Here is a 13790-nt window from a genome sequence, read left to right on the forward strand (position 1 = left end):
CCTACTTGCCCACCCCGGCGGTGAGGCCGGACTGGATCTGGCGCTGGAAGATGACGTAGACGATCAGGATGGGGATGATGGCCATGCTCAGCGCCGCGAACAGGGCGGCCCAGTCGGCTTCGTAGCCCGCGCTGGTGGAGATGTTGGCGATGCCCTGGGTGATCAGCCAGAGGTCCTGCTTGTCGCCGGGGAGCAGCACGATGGGGAGCAGGTACTGGTTCCACTGGCCGATCACGTTGAAGATCGTGATGCTGATCAGGCCGGGCTTGGCCATCGGCATCATGATCTGGAAGAACGTGCGGGTGTGCGAGGCGCCGTCCATCACGGCGGCTTCGGCGACCGTGTCCGGGAGCGACTTGAAGAAGGCCGCCAGGAAGAAGACCGTGAACGGCATCGAGAACGCCACGTACACCAGGACGACGCCGACGTGGGTGCCGAGCAGCCCCAGGTTCTGGACCACCTTGTACAGCGAGGAGAGCGCCAGGAACGGGGGGACGGACAGGCCTGACACGAACAGCAGGTAGATCAGGCGGTTGCCGGTGAACCGGTAGCGGGCCAGGACGTACGCCGCCATCGAGCCCAGCAGCATGGTGAAAAATGTGGAGATGGCCACCACGATCACGGTGTTGATCATGTACTGGCCGATGTTGGACTTCTCCCAGGCCCGGCCCCAGGCGTCCCAGTGGAAGTTGGCCGGCAGCGCCAGCGACTTCCCGCCGAACAGCTCGGTGTTGGTCTTGAACGAGCTGAGGAAGGTGTAGACGATCGGGGCGACCGTGAGGATCGTCCAGATGAACAGCGCGAGGTGCGACAGCCCGCCGAAGACGCCGGGCCCCGAGCGTCTGGTCTCCAGGCGTCTGGTCCCCGGGCGTTTGGTCCCCGAGTCTCTGGTCACGGTGCGAGTGGCCATGATCTAGTACTCGATCCTCTCGCGCCGGGTCACCCGGAGGGTGAGCGCCGCGAACGTCAGCACCAGGAAGACCAGGGCGACGCCCATCGCGGACGAATAGCCGAACTTGTAGTACGTGAAGGCCTGCCGCCAGATCTCCAGCGGCAGCACCGTGGTGGCGTTGTCGGGCCCGCCGCGGTCCACCGAGAGCACCTGGACCAGGGCGAAGCAGTCGAACGCGGCGATGCCCAGGTAGACCCAGCCGACCTGCACGGTGTTCCAGATCAGCGGGATGGTGACCCGGAAGAACATGATGAACCGGCCCGCGCCGTCCAGCGCGGCGGCCTCGAAGATCTCCTTCGGCACCGAGGCCATGCCCGCCGAGAACAGCACCACGTAGAAGCCGACCGCCTGCCAGACCGCCACCCCGATGATGGTCCACAGCGCCAGATTCGGGTCGATCAGCCAGCCCACCGGGTCGATGCCGATCAGGCCGAGCGCGCTGTTGAGGATGCCGTCCTTGTCCGGCCGCAGGATCGCCTGGAACAGCACGCCCACGATGGCGACCGCCAGCACCTGCGGGAAGAAGAAGACGACCTTGTAGAAGCCCGAGCCCCAGACCCCCGCCATGCGCCCGTTCCGCTGCCCGCCGCCCAGGTTCAGGAGGAAGGAGAAGAACAGGGCGATCAGCAGGGACACGAGCGGCATGGCAAGCAGGATGACCCCGTGGTGCCGGACCGCGGCCCAGAACACCTCGTCGTCGAAGAGCTTCGTGAAGTTCTCGAACCCGACATACTCGAACGTCGGCGAGATCCCGCGCGAGTTCGTGAACGCCAGCTGGATGGCCTGGAGGTTCGGGCTGACGAAGAAGACGATGTAGAGCAGCAGCGGCGCGATCAGGAACGAGACGATGAAGCCGTACCTGCGGAGCGCCGGGGGCGTCAGCTTGCCATGCCGCATCGGGTCACACGTTCCGGGTCTGCTTGGTGATCGAGGAGTCGTTCTTGGTCTTGTCCGCGGCCGCCTGCATCTTGGTCGCGAACTCCTCGGCCGAGATGCGCCCGAACATCAGCGCGTTGGTCTGCTTGCGCAGCTCGGTCTCCAGCTCCTTGTACCAGCCTTCGAACGTGGAGAAGGTGACCACGTTCTGGCCGGCCGCGGTCTGCATGTCGGCGACGCTCTGCAGGCCCGGCGAGAGGGTCAGGCCCTCGGTGGCGCCGATGACCACGGTGAGGCTCTTGGTGCGCTCGGTGAAGTCCTTGGCGCCCTGCTTGGACAACATCTGGCGCAGGTACTCCAGGCCGCCCTGCGCGTTCTTGGCCTTGGACGGGACGACGAAGCCCTCGGCCGCGGCGGCGCGGACCGCCTCGTACGGCATCTTGTCGGCCGCGGTGACGCTGGGGGTCGGGGCGACCGCGTACTTGAACTCGGCCGGGGTGTCCTTGGCCTGCTCGGCCTCCAGCCACGAACCCGACGGGTATAGGGCGATCTTGCCCTGGTTCTGCTGGGTCTGCACCTCGGTGTGGATCAGGCCCTCGTAGGACTTGTCCATGTATTTGCCGATTTCGGCCCACGCCGCCGCGGACTGCTTGATCGCGTCGTTGTTCCACGCGCCATCGACCAGGTTGTCGATGTTGAGCAGGATCTCGTTGCCACCGATCTTGGCGGCCGAGATGAGGATCATCCAGTACGCGTAGTACGAGGCGTTCTTGCCCGCGTACGCGAACGGCACGATGTCCTTGGCCTTGGCCGCCTCGGCGAAGGTCTTGAACTCCTCGAAGGTCTTCGGCGGAGTCCAGCCCTCCTTCTCGAAGAGCGCCGAGTCGTACCAGAGGCCGTAGGCGGTGTAGACGTAGTTCAGCGTGTACGGCTTGGCGGGGTCGCCGCCGAGGCCGGATTCGATGGTGCCGGGGACGATGATGTCCTTGACCTTCTTGGCCGGGTCGTCGACCGAGGGGGCCTCGAACAGCGGCGTCAGGTCCAGCAGCTGGCCGGCGCCGATCAGGGCGCCGCCGTCCAGGGCGTCGGTGCCGGAGTTGTTCACCACGTCGGGCACGTCGCCGGAGGCGAAGCGCGGGGTCAGGGTCTGACCGATGGTCTGGATGCCCTGGTGCTTGATCGTGGCGCTGGGGAACGCCTTCTTGTACAACGGCTCGTGCGACTGGGTGGCGTACTCGTCGCTGTACCCACCCTTGAAGATCACGACCTCAAGCGGAGCGTCGGCCTTGACCCCGAACGGGTTGCTGGCGGACACGGCGGCGGCGGTGGACGCGGCGGTCGTAGGAGCCGCCTCCGGGCCACCGGAGGTGGCGCACGAGCTCAGCAGACCGGCGGCGGGGCCGGCCACAAGGGCGGTGAGGCCGACGCGACGCAACATCTGGCGACGCGTGATCTCGCGGGGCGTGTTGGTCATGCAACTCTCCTGGCGGGGATCAATTAGGAAAGTTTCCTAAACGTTTGAGGAACGTACGGCTAGCTCACGGAGGCGTCAAGGCTTCGGGACCGGTCTAGACCAACCCGTAACCCGATTGCGATGAATCCGCACAGTCCACGCACTCCTTCCCGCCGTTTTGCCTGGTTATGCCTACTTATAAACGTAGGATGACCGGAGGATGGTTTGCTGTCTTGAAGGTGTGTTGGGTCCACCATAACGGTAACTGGTATAGACCGGCTGGTGTTATATCGGACAATTGCCTAGATTGACCGGCATGTTGGAGTTGCGGCGAGATCTGTGCAGGTACGGCCGCCGCGCCGTCGAACTCGGGCTCGTCATCGGCACCTCGGGCAACCTGAGCGCCCGTTCCGGAGACCTCGTCGCGGTGACCCCCTCCGGCGTGGCCCTGGACGCGCTCCAGCCCGGCGACTGCCCCATCGTCTCCCTGGACGGCCACCTCGTCGAGGGCGACCTCCAGCCGTCCTCGGAAACCCCCATGCACCTGGCGGTCTACGCCGCCACCGGGACGACCGCGATCGTCCACACGCACGCCATGTTCACCACGGTCGTCGCCAGCACCCTGACCGAACTCCCGCCCATCCACTACAACGCCCTGCTCCTCGGCGGCCCCATCCGCGTAGCCCCCTACGCCACCTACGGCACCCCCGAACTAGCCGAAAACGTCCGCATCGCCCTAGAAGGCCGCAAAGCCGCCCTCATGGCCAACCACGGCGGCATGACCATCGGCACCACCCTCACCGAGGCCTTCGACTCCACCCGCCTCCTCGAATGGCTCTGCGAGCTCTACGTCCGCTCCCTGACCATCGGCAAACCCACCATCCTCACCGAAGACCAACTAACGGACGTAATCACCCGCGCCCTCAACCCACCGACGTTCCCCCGCAGGGACTAATTTCCCAGTGCAGCCATCCTCGCCAATCCGAGCGGCAACCCTCCGCTCCCCGCGAGCACATCATGAAATGTCCGCAGATCGCCGTCGAAGTCTGCCCGGATGTTCTCGATCTCGATCGCTCCCGTCAGATAGGAAGGCGCCTGCGTCGGCCACGCGCAATACCGGCTGACCTCACCCTTGGCCGTTCCCGGCGACAGCGACGCCTTTGTCGACATGAACGTTTCCGCCTCTTCGACGGTCATCTCGCCACAGTGCAACGCGGTGTCCACCACGATCCGCGCCGCCCGGAAGATCCGGCAGTCCAGATGCGCCAGCTCCGTCTGCGGAGTCGTGAAATATCCCTGTTCGTGCATCATCCGCTCGACGTACAGCGCCCACCCCTCCGCGAAATACGGCGTCCGGAAGACCTTCCGTACCCGCCGGGGATTGCCCGCCATCCAGGCCAGATGCCAGTGATGCCCCGGATAGGTCTCATGCACGGCGATCGACGGGATCTGCGCGCGGGAGTTGGTGCGCAGGCGTTGCCGTACCTGCTCGGCGGAGAAGCCGTCCGGCGTGTACGGCACGAAGAACACCCCCGTGCGGGACGGCGTCAGCGGCGGCGGCGCCAGATAGCTGGCCACGGCCAGGATCGGGCGCTGGAACTCCGGCGAGGGCAGCACGAAGCACTCCTCCCCGTCCGGGAAGGTGACCAGCTCGTGATCACGGACGAAGTCACGCGCCCGCACGGTCTCGGCCTCGTACTCCTCCCGCATCGCCGCCAGAGTCGGCGGATGGTCGTCCATCAGGGACTCCATCGCGGCCCGCCAGTCGTCCGCGCCCAACCGGCGCGCGACCTCACTCATCCGCAGATCCAGCGCGGCCCACTCGGCCTTGCCCTTCTCGTGCAGCTCGGCGGCGCCGTACCCGAGTAGTTCCCGCTCGCGCAGCAGCGTCGAGTAGAGCTCTTCGCCCATCCGCCAGCTGCCGCCCGCCTTGAACTCCGCCAGGAAATCGGCCAGCTCGTCGAACGCGGCGGCCGCCGGTTCCGCCGCCTCCGCCAGGCGCGCCCGGAGGGCGGGATCCTCGACCACGCCGGGGATCGTCTCGGTAAGGAAACGCCGGGCCGTACGGGCCTGGTCGAGCCCCCGCGTGACGAGCAGCTCGGCGGCGAGATCCGGATCGAGGTTGGCCCGGCAGGCGGCGAGCACGTCCGGCACCTCGGCCAGCCGGGACAGCGCCGCCTTCACCAGCTCCGCCTCCGGCCGCAGCCGCTGCTGGAACGGCGTGTACAGCGACCCGAACACGGTCCCCAGGTAGGGCGCGGGATCGCGCCGCCAGTCCGGCCAGCGCGCGCTCGCGACCGCTCCCCGCAGGTACGACAGCGCCAGCTCGTGATCGATCCGATCATCCAGATCGGCCGGAACCGCCCCTTCCAGCCGCTCCAGCCAGAGCTCCGACGCGCGCTCCCGCCGGGCGAACCCCTCTTCGGTAAAGTCCCCAAGGGTCCGGTCATATCCATCCGCCCCGAGCAGATCCGCCCGGACCGGATGCTGATCGAGGTACCAGTCAACGAACTCATCCAGCAGCGTCATGCCGTGACCCTACATTTCCCCGCCCGCACGGACATCCGTCACACTGTTCCCGTAAGTCCCCTAAATTGGAGCAATTCGGTGCCTCTGCAGATGACCGGCGCCCCCAGCGACCCCGACCTGATCCGGCTCCCCTGGGACATTCCGCTGGAAGACTGGCCCGAACACCACCTGGTGGCCCTCCCCCGGGGCATCTCCCGGCACGTGGTCCGCTTCGCCCGCCTGGCCGGCCGCGTCTACGCGATCAAGGAGATCAGCGAGCGCTACGCCAAACGCGAATACAAGCTCCTGTGGGACCTGGCCCGCCTCGACACCCCCGCCGTCGAACCCGTCGCCGTGGTCACCGGCCGCGAAAACGCCGACGGCCAGCCCCTCGACTCCGCGCTGATCACCCGCCACCTCCAGTTCTCCCTCCCCTACCGCGCCGTCCTGTCCGGCACCCTCCGCCCGGAAACCCTGACCCGCCTGCTCGACGCCCTCACCGTCCTGCTGGTACGGCTGCATCTGACCGGTTTCTACTGGGGCGACTGCTCCCTCTCCAACACCCTGTTCCGTCGCGACGCGGGCGCCTTCGCCGCCTACCTCGTCGACGCCGAAACCGGCGAACTCCACCCGATGATCAGCGAGGGCCAGCGCCACCACGACATCGACGTCGCCCACATCAACATCTACGGCGAGCTCCTCGACCTGGAGGCCGGCGGCCTGCTCCACGCCTCCATCGACCCGCTCCTGTTCGCCGAGCAGATCGTCGAGCGCTACCACCGCCTCTGGGGCGAGCTCAACTCCGACGAGATCATCGAGGAGGTCGACTGGCACATCGTCGAGCAGCGCATCCGCCGCCTCAACTCCCTCGGCTTCGACGTCGCCGAAATGATGGTCCGCCGCAAAGCCGGCACCGGCCGCCTCATCGTCCGCCCCAAGGTCGTCGACGCCGGCCACCACCAGCGCCGCCTCCTCCGCCTCACCGGCCTCGACGTCGAAGAGAACCAGGCCCGCCGCCTCCTCAACGACCTCGACTCCTTCCGCGCCGCCAACGACCTCCGCCACGAGGACGAGGCCATCGTCGCCCACCGCTGGCTAGCCGAGGTCTTCCACCCCGTCGTCAGCGCCGTCCCCGCCCCCCTCCGCCGCAAACTCGAACAGGCCCAACTCTTCCACGAGGTCCTCGACCACCGCTGGTACCTCTCCGAGGCCGCCGGCAAGGACGTAGGCCTCCCCGCCGCCGTCGCCTCGTACATCAAAACCGTCCTGGTCCACAAACCCGACGAGAAAGCGATCATCACAGCCACAGACCAGCCCGCCTACTGACGGACTACAGCGCGGCCACGGCCGAGGAGAGCCGTACGGTCGGCAGGTCCTCGGCGGGGCGCCAGGCGTAGTCGACGACCTCGGCCAGCTGCAGTTCGATGACCGTGGGCTTGACCCAGAACGCGAACCGGAAGTCCGCATGCAGGTGCTCTGGTTCGCCCTTGCCCGCGTTGGCAGGGATCGTGTGGACGTCGATGTCCAGAGGCACCACGTCGCTCGATGGCGGAGAGACCGCGCGCTGCCAAGGGATGCCGGTCTCCTCCTCCAGCTCGCGCAGCGAGGCGGCGTACAGGCTGGCGTCACCCGGTTCCACGTGCCCACCGGGAAGCAGCCATCGATTGAGGGCGCGGTGGCGGATCATCAGAATCTGGCCGTCCTCGTTGATGGCGGCGGAGCTGGCGGTCACGTGCAGCGGGAAGGTCGAGCGTGACGCCAGGTCGTCGGGACCGGTCGCCAGCGCGAGTGCCAGGGGTTCGACGTCAGCGCTGGGGTCAGGATGATGGCTCAGGTAAACGTCGAGCACGGCTCGGATCTGCTCGCGAGTGACGGTCATGCCACCTCACAAAAGTATCTGAGCCAGATTCGCGCAATCCGTTGCCGGACTTCGGAGGAAACCTCCCACATGCCCGGGTCGAGGGCGCCCGCGCAGATCTGGGCTAGGGCGCACAGGATCTCGGCCTGGACGAGCAGGATGAATGCGCCGACCGAGGCACCGTGCAGGAAGTTGACCGCGTTTCCGTCGGCCAGGATGTAGAAGTAGTGGCCGGTGCGCGCGTAGCGGGTGATGTGGTCTCCTACCGGGGTTCTGGCGTACAACCCGCCCAGGGCCGAGAGTTCAAGTTCATCGTCGGAGCTGGTGACCGAGGCAATATAGGCACCATTGGCGAGGCGAGAGAAGTCATCTTCCCTGAGTGCGAGGTTGCCCGTGGCGCAGACCACGATCCCTGCCCCGGCAAGGCCCTCGGCGAGGGTGGAGGCGGTGCGGTAACCCTGAGAGAGAGCCTGAACTCGGCGTACGGGATCGATGCCGGGGTGAGTACCGCGCCGGAGAAATGGGTGGTCAGGTGGCCCAGGGCGGGGGCGAAGTAGCCACCGACGTCGAGTAGGACGACCGGCTTGCCGGGGGCGCGTGATTCGAGGTAGGCGAGCACGTTCTCGGCGTTGGCGAACTGGTCTCGGTCCAGGGGATCGACCCGCATCACGGTGGCGATTTCGCGCCTTGCGGCGTCATTGATGGACTTCGGCTTGGGAAGCACGGCGCCGATGTCGGCGATCCGCTCGACGGCGTGCAGGAACGCGGGACGCTCGGGGCCAGCAAGTGGGTGATGACCAAGGTCGTGGGCCGCGTGGTGGTCGGGATCAGGGCGGCTGTACGGCGGAAAACGCGGCAACGCGACCGCGCTCGAAGTCCTCCACAGCGGGCACCTCCTCGATAGGTAGTTATCTATTCGGGAGTGTGCGGTAGGGTGGCCAACCCGTCAATAGATAGTGATCTAATGAGATAAGGAGGAGGGTTACCATAGCACTCTGGCATGAAGTCGCTGCCGCACTACGTGGTGCCATCGCCTCTGGGAAGTACCAGCCGGGCACGAAGATCCCCCGCGAGGCGGAATTGGAGGCGATGTACTCCTGCAGTCGGACCACCGTCCGCCGGGCCATCGCACAACTCACCGCCGAGGGCTTGGTTCTGCCTGTACGTAGGGGCGGAACCAAAGTCCGCGCCCAGGCCGACCGCGCCAGCGTCGGGCTGGACACCACGGCTTACCGTGACGATCTCGGGTACTACTTCAGCCAGGCCGTACAGCCATGGCGGGCACTGCGCACACCCACAGTGCAGAGCGGCCCCTGTCCGCCGGACGTGGCGCCGTTGCTCGGGCTGGGGTTCGGAGAGCCGGTCGTGATCCGCGATCGTGTGATGGGCGATCCCGACACCGGCAAGGTCATGCAACTGGCCACCTCCTACCTCCCGGCCGACCTAGCCGACGGCACCGTCTTGGCCCAGGCAGACACGGGTCCTGGCGGTATCTACGACCGCATGGAGAACGATCTGGGCTGGGGCTCCCTCGACTGGGAGGGCGCCATCTCGGCGCGGCCCGCCACCCCCGAGGAGTCGGAGTTGCTGGGTCTCGAACCCGGCGTGCCGGTGCTGTGCGTCACCCGGATGACCATCGCGACGGCCGGAAGCGCGGAGGGCCGCGTCGTGGAGGTCAACCTGACTCGCCGCGACGCCTCCCGGTTCCAGGTCCGATACGCGATCAACCGTCAGACGTAGCAGTGGCGATGACACACTTGGTCTCGAGCTCGGACCTCCGCCCTGCTCCGCCTCGCCATCCACGGTGCCAGCACAGCTTTCGTACCCCACCTTGATACGGGAACGCGCCTCCGAACTGGGAGGCACCTGCACCGTTACCACCGGCGCGATCATCTTCTGGCATGAAAGCGCCCAATCAGGGGATAAATCGAGACCGGTTACCCCTTACGGCAATAGCCAGTGGACCTCGGTTTGTGTTTTGGTGGGGTCGTCGTGGTGAGGGCCGTAAATCTCCCAGCGTGGGCCGAGTGGTTGTAGGTCCTGTGTGGTGCACCAGGTGAGGACGGCCTGATGGGCTGAGGCGAGGCCTGTGTAGGGTCCGCGGTGGACGGTCGTGGCTGCTCTTCCGGCGGGGAGGGTCGATGGCACCACCCGGCCGGTGAGTGGGCATGGGTGGGGTAGCTCGACGCCGATCTCGATGTGTGGGACGTCGTCGTGGTAGAGCATGATGTTGCGGCAGCCGTGATGGATACCGGCCGCGCGCAGGCATGTCCACACCTCGTCGAGGAGTTCCTTCCACAGGGTCGGGAACTCCTGCCATGTGGTTGTCGCGGCGATTACCGCGGTCGGACGGGCGGTGGCGTCGGTGACGGTTACCTGGTAGGTCATCGACGCTCCTTCAGCCGTCTATCGCTGGAATGCTGGAAGTCGAATTCTCCGGACTCGGGTCAGGCTTCTGGTGTGTTTGCGCCAGATAGGTGGCTGCGGCGGCGATGTCGTGCTCGTTGAAGACCCGGATGCCGTGGGCGGTCAGTAGGGCGGCAGTGACGCCCTGTTCGGGGGTGGTGTGGCCGCTGAAGGTGCCGTCGGAGATTTTCAGGGGGCCGCAGGATGGGCTTCCCTCTTTGAGGATGGCCAAGCGGATGCCGTGGCGGCGGGCGGTGGCGAGGGCCGCGTGGGCTCCGGTGACGAACGCGGGGGTCACGTCGGTGCCGTCGGGGCGTAGGACGCGGGCGGTGCCGTCGAGGACGGCGTTGCCGCCCGAGCCGCGTTCGATTTCAGCGGGTGGGCGGGGTACGGGTAGGCCGCCGGCTACTTCGGGGCAGAACGAAACCAGTCTTCCCTCGGCGCGCCAGTCCGCGAGCAGGGTGTCTTCGCTGGTCTTGGCTCTGCCGTCGTAGCGGACGCGGCTGCCGAGGAGGCAGGCGCTGACCAGTATGCGGTCCATCGTCCTATTCTCCCCCACCCGGACATCGCGCCGAGCGAATTCGATTCCTTCTATTCAGGGGAGCAATCCTTACTCATCAGGATTAATCCTTCCATCCGGCCTCAGCGGCCTCGCGGATTGGATTAGTCGATATTCCGGTCTTTCCCTACTGTAGGCCAGGTTGCACTGACGGACAGTGAGGAGTAGACGGGTGAAATGTCCCGAGGCGATCCATGGAGCGCTGGGCGCGATCCTCGTGAACCAGGCGACCCGGACCGCCATCGAGACGATCGCGCATGGGTGACACCATCGAGGCGACGCTGACCAGGCTGGCGGGCGACGGCGTGACCGGCGCCCTGCGCGCGGGGCGGGCCGGGACGGTCTACCTGCACGAGGGACGCGTGAACCACGCCGAGTGCGCGACTACGCCGAGCGTGGCGGAGTTGCTGACCGCCTCAGGACGGATCAGTGCCGACGCGGTCAGGACCACCCGGCGGGACGCCGCGGGGAACGGCGGCGAGGAGCTGGTCAGACGGGGCGTGCTGACCCGGGGTGAGCTCCAGCTCTGCGTGCTCGGCGCCACCCTGGACGCGTCGTTCTTCCTGTTCGGGGTGACCGGGCCGAAGCTCAGGTTCGAAGATGGGGACCGGCACTGGCTGGGCACGCACTGGTCGTTCGACGTGCCGGCGCTGCTGCGGGAATGCTTGAGGAGGAAGGCCCGATTGGACAGTGTCTGGCCGTCGACCGAAATGGACACACTGCCGGTCCGGCCGGTGCGGCGGATCGGCTCAGAGCAGGTGGTGCTGTCGGCGACGCAGTGGGAGATCCTGCTGGCCGCCGATGGCGAGAGCACGCCCGCCGACCTGGCCAAGAAGATCGGCCTGTCCGCGTACGCGACGCTGGTGGCCGTCCGCGAGCTCGCCGCCGCCGATCTCCTCATGCGTCCGGAACCGGAGAAGCTCCTGCCGCGCCGTACCGAATCATCGGGTTTGCGGCCGGGGCTCGGCACACCGTCGCGCCCGATCACGCCGGAGACCACCGGAGACCCGACGGACGTGAATCTGCTCATCCGGCTGCGGGACGCGCTGGAGGCTCTGCGCTAGCCGACCCTCCCGGTCAGTTCGGTGATCGCGGCCACGAACTCCGGCCAGAGCGGCCGGGGCAGATCGTGGCCCATGCCCGGATAGGTGAGGAGTTTGGCGCCGGGGATGGCGTCGGCGGTGGCCACGCCCCCCGGCGACGTGATCAGCGGATCCCCGTCACCGTGGATCACCAGCGCGGGCATGTTCAGCTCGCGCAGCCGTTCGGTCCGGTCCGGCGCGGCCATGATCGCGATGAGCTGCCGGGTCGAGCCCACCGGGTCGTAGCAGCGGTCGTAGCTGACGCCCGCGATGCGCGCGATCCAGTCCGGCTCGCTCGGATATCCGGGCGAGCCGATCACCTGGAACACCTCGAGCGCGCGCTGGATCGCCTCGTCCCGGTTCCTGGCGGGCGTGCCCAGCAGCGCGGCCATGGCCGCGTCGGTGGGGGACGCGAGCGCGAGCGCGGGCGTGGACGAGATCGAGGTGAGGCTGCGCACCCGCTCCGGCGCGGTGATGGCCAGCGTCTGCGCGATCATCCCGCCCATCGAGACGCCGGCCACGTGCGCGCTCGCCCACCCCAGCGTGTCCAGCAGCCCGGCCGTGTCCGCAGCCATGTCCTCCAGCGTGTACGGCACCGCCGACGCGTCCCCGCCCAGCGCCGCCATCAGATCGGCCGGCCCGCCGACATGGGTGGAAAGCCCGATGTCCCGGTTGTCGAATCGCGCGACCTGGTGCCCCTCGGCCACCAGCAGCTCGATGAACTCCTCGTCCCAGGCCACCATCTGCATGCCCAGACCCATGATGAGCAGCAGCGGGCGGCCGGTCCCGAAGACCTCGTACTCGATGTCGATCCCGTGCACGGTGGTTCGCATGGCAACAGAATTCCATTCTGTTTCTATGCCGGGCAAGTCATACGCTCAGCGATTCCTTCTGCAGCACGGCCGTGACCCGCTGGATGACGTCGGTGGGCGCCGGCGACCCGGCCAGCCGCAGCAGCTCGTGCCCCCCGTTCAGGAGCAGCACGGTCGGCACCGACTCGACCCCGAAATACTCGGCCGCGCTCGGCGACTGCTCGATGTCGATGGCGGCCCCGGCCAGCTCGCCCCGGTATTCGGCGAGGATCCGGTCGAGCACCGGCCGCAGGCGCTCGCAGGCCAGCGAGTCGGGGGCGCTGAAGTCGACCAGCACCGGCGCCGGGCCGCCGAGCAGCGCGTGCAGCTCGTGGGGCCGGCTGATCAGGGGGCGCTGCGGCGCGGTGAGCGGTCCCGGGTCGTAGTCGGCCAGCATCCTGGCGTACGCGTCGGCGTGTTCCGGGGCGGCGTACAGGCCGTTGACGGCGAGACCGGCGAACAGGAAGCGGGCGCACGCGGCCCTCGGCACCCGGTCCAGGTCGATCTCGCGCAGCGGCGGGGAGAGGCTGAGCACGGCGTCCGCGTCCACGGTGCCGGCCAGCGACAAGACCCGCAAGCTGCGGGTGCGGCCCAGCCGCCGCAGCTGGCACGGATCGAGCCGCAGCCCGCCGAGCCGCAGGTAGCCCAGGTGCGGCGGCGTCACCAGCGCCCCCAGGCCGGACCCGGTGATCCCGTCGCCGGTCACGGCCAGCACCGCGAGCGGGAGTTCGGAGACCCGCCAGAACACCTGGTCGGTGAGGGCGCGCCCGCGCAGTCTGACCGTGAGCAGCGGCGAATCGGGGAAGGCGACGTCGCCGGTCATGCGGTCGGAGCGCAGGTTGAGCGTCTCCAGGCGGCGCAGCGACCCCAGCGCGATCAGCCCATCGTCGGTGAAGTCCCCGCTCAGGCTGAGGTCGCGCAGCCCCTCCATGCGGGCCACGACCGGCAGGTCCTCATCGCGTACGTTGTCGAGGTCCAGGCCGTCCACGTCCGGCACCTCGGCCAGCCGCGCGGGGCCGTCGGCCACGTAGGTGATCTCGACGTGCCCCGGCACGTCCACCGTGCCGACCGGATCGAACTCACCCGAGAGTTGATCGGCGGGCAGGTCGTCGAGGATCAGGTAGCGGATGACGCCCGGGAGGCATACATCCGGAAAACGGACGGTTCTGTCTATACCAGTGCCACGAAGTTCCCCCATGATCGGTGGATGCCCAGGCTGATGACCAGGACAAACGCCAGGCAAGA

General features: G+C 67.5%; 14 protein-coding genes. 4 read left to right on the top strand and 10 right to left on the bottom strand.

The window, feature by feature from the left end; all coding sequences use genetic code 11:
- Position 1: 1 nt before the first annotated feature.
- From Aple_RS17590 to ngcE, 3 genes are read right to left on the bottom strand one after another with little or no spacing between them, the layout of a single operon-like run.
- Entirely contained in the window at positions 2-910 is a 909-nt protein-coding gene (locus Aple_RS17590; RefSeq protein WP_155345693.1) for a carbohydrate ABC transporter permease, read from the bottom strand.
- A gap of 3 nt (positions 911-913) precedes the next feature.
- The gene (locus Aple_RS17595; RefSeq protein WP_155345694.1) at positions 914-1849 is read right to left on the bottom strand and encodes a carbohydrate ABC transporter permease; all 936 of its coding nucleotides are present in this window, start codon (positions 1847-1849) and stop codon (positions 914-916) included.
- Positions 1850-1853: 4 nt separating this feature from the next.
- Positions 1854-3302 carry an N-acetylglucosamine/diacetylchitobiose ABC transporter substrate-binding protein gene (ngcE, locus tag Aple_RS17600; protein ID WP_155345695.1) on the bottom strand — a complete coding sequence of 483 codons (1449 nt, stop codon included), beginning with the start codon at positions 3300-3302 and terminating at the stop codon, positions 1854-1856.
- Between the two features lie 295 nt (positions 3303-3597).
- Between ngcE and Aple_RS17605 the strand changes: the two genes are divergently transcribed.
- Positions 3598-4236 (top strand): class II aldolase/adducin family protein, encoded by a 639-nt coding sequence (locus tag Aple_RS17605; RefSeq protein WP_155345696.1) that lies wholly within the window; start codon positions 3598-3600, stop codon positions 4234-4236.
- Here the strand turns inward: Aple_RS17605 and Aple_RS17610 are convergent.
- Positions 4233-5810, bottom strand: coding sequence for a DUF885 domain-containing protein (locus tag Aple_RS17610; RefSeq protein ID WP_155345697.1), 1578 nt, complete (start codon positions 5808-5810; stop codon positions 4233-4235). The two genes, Aple_RS17605 and Aple_RS17610, sit on opposite strands and share 4 nt — an antisense overlap.
- Before the next feature lie 78 nt (positions 5811-5888).
- Between Aple_RS17610 and Aple_RS17615 the strand changes: the two genes are divergently transcribed.
- On the top strand, positions 5889-7115 hold the full coding sequence (locus Aple_RS17615) for a DUF4032 domain-containing protein (protein ID WP_218038376.1): 1227 nt from the start codon (positions 5889-5891) through the stop codon (positions 7113-7115).
- Positions 7116-7119: 4 nt separating this feature from the next.
- Here the strand turns inward: Aple_RS17615 and Aple_RS17620 are convergent, their stop codons facing one another.
- Both Aple_RS17620 and Aple_RS17625 read right to left on the bottom strand, forming a co-directional pair.
- Entirely contained in the window at positions 7120-7668 is a 549-nt protein-coding gene (locus tag Aple_RS17620; RefSeq protein WP_155345698.1) for an NUDIX hydrolase, read from the bottom strand.
- Positions 7665-8249 carry a Rossmann-fold NAD(P)-binding domain-containing protein gene (locus Aple_RS17625; RefSeq protein ID WP_218038386.1) on the bottom strand — a complete coding sequence of 195 codons (585 nt, stop codon included), beginning with the start codon at positions 8247-8249 and terminating at the stop codon, positions 7665-7667. Before Aple_RS17625 ends, Aple_RS17620 begins: the two co-directional genes overlap by 4 nt.
- Positions 8250-8634: 385 nt before the next feature.
- Here Aple_RS17625 and Aple_RS17630 point away from each other — a divergent pair, with 385 nt between their 5' ends.
- A complete protein-coding gene (locus Aple_RS17630) occupies positions 8635-9387 on the top strand; it encodes a GntR family transcriptional regulator (protein WP_155345699.1) in 753 nt (250 codons plus the stop codon).
- A 204-nt stretch (positions 9388-9591) separates the two neighbouring features.
- On the opposite strand, the gene Aple_RS17635 is transcribed toward Aple_RS17630, so the two are convergent.
- On the bottom strand, positions 9592-10035 hold the full coding sequence (locus Aple_RS17635; protein WP_155345700.1) for a GyrI-like domain-containing protein: 444 nt from the start codon (positions 10033-10035) through the stop codon (positions 9592-9594).
- A gap of 10 nt (positions 10036-10045) precedes the next feature.
- Complete coding sequence (locus Aple_RS17640) at positions 10046-10594, bottom strand: 2-thiouracil desulfurase family protein (protein WP_155345701.1); 549 nt, start codon at positions 10592-10594, stop codon at positions 10046-10048.
- 275 nt (positions 10595-10869) lie between these two features.
- Between Aple_RS17640 and Aple_RS17645 the strand changes: the two genes are divergently transcribed.
- On the top strand, positions 10870-11676 hold the full coding sequence (locus tag Aple_RS17645; RefSeq protein WP_155345702.1) for a MarR family transcriptional regulator: 807 nt from the start codon (positions 10870-10872) through the stop codon (positions 11674-11676).
- Here the strand turns inward: Aple_RS17645 and Aple_RS17650 are convergent.
- Complete coding sequence (locus Aple_RS17650; RefSeq protein WP_155345703.1) at positions 11673-12527, bottom strand: alpha/beta fold hydrolase; 855 nt, start codon at positions 12525-12527, stop codon at positions 11673-11675. The genes Aple_RS17645 and Aple_RS17650 overlap by 4 nt on opposite strands.
- A gap of 37 nt (positions 12528-12564) precedes the next feature.
- Positions 12565-13743 (bottom strand): thioredoxin family protein, encoded by a 1179-nt coding sequence (locus Aple_RS17655; RefSeq protein ID WP_155345704.1) that lies wholly within the window; start codon positions 13741-13743, stop codon positions 12565-12567.
- Positions 13744-13790: the final 47 nt, after the last annotated feature.

The sequence above is a fragment of the Acrocarpospora pleiomorpha genome (assembly GCF_009687885.1).
GTDB classification, from domain to species: domain Bacteria; phylum Actinomycetota; class Actinomycetes; order Streptosporangiales; family Streptosporangiaceae; genus Acrocarpospora; species Acrocarpospora pleiomorpha.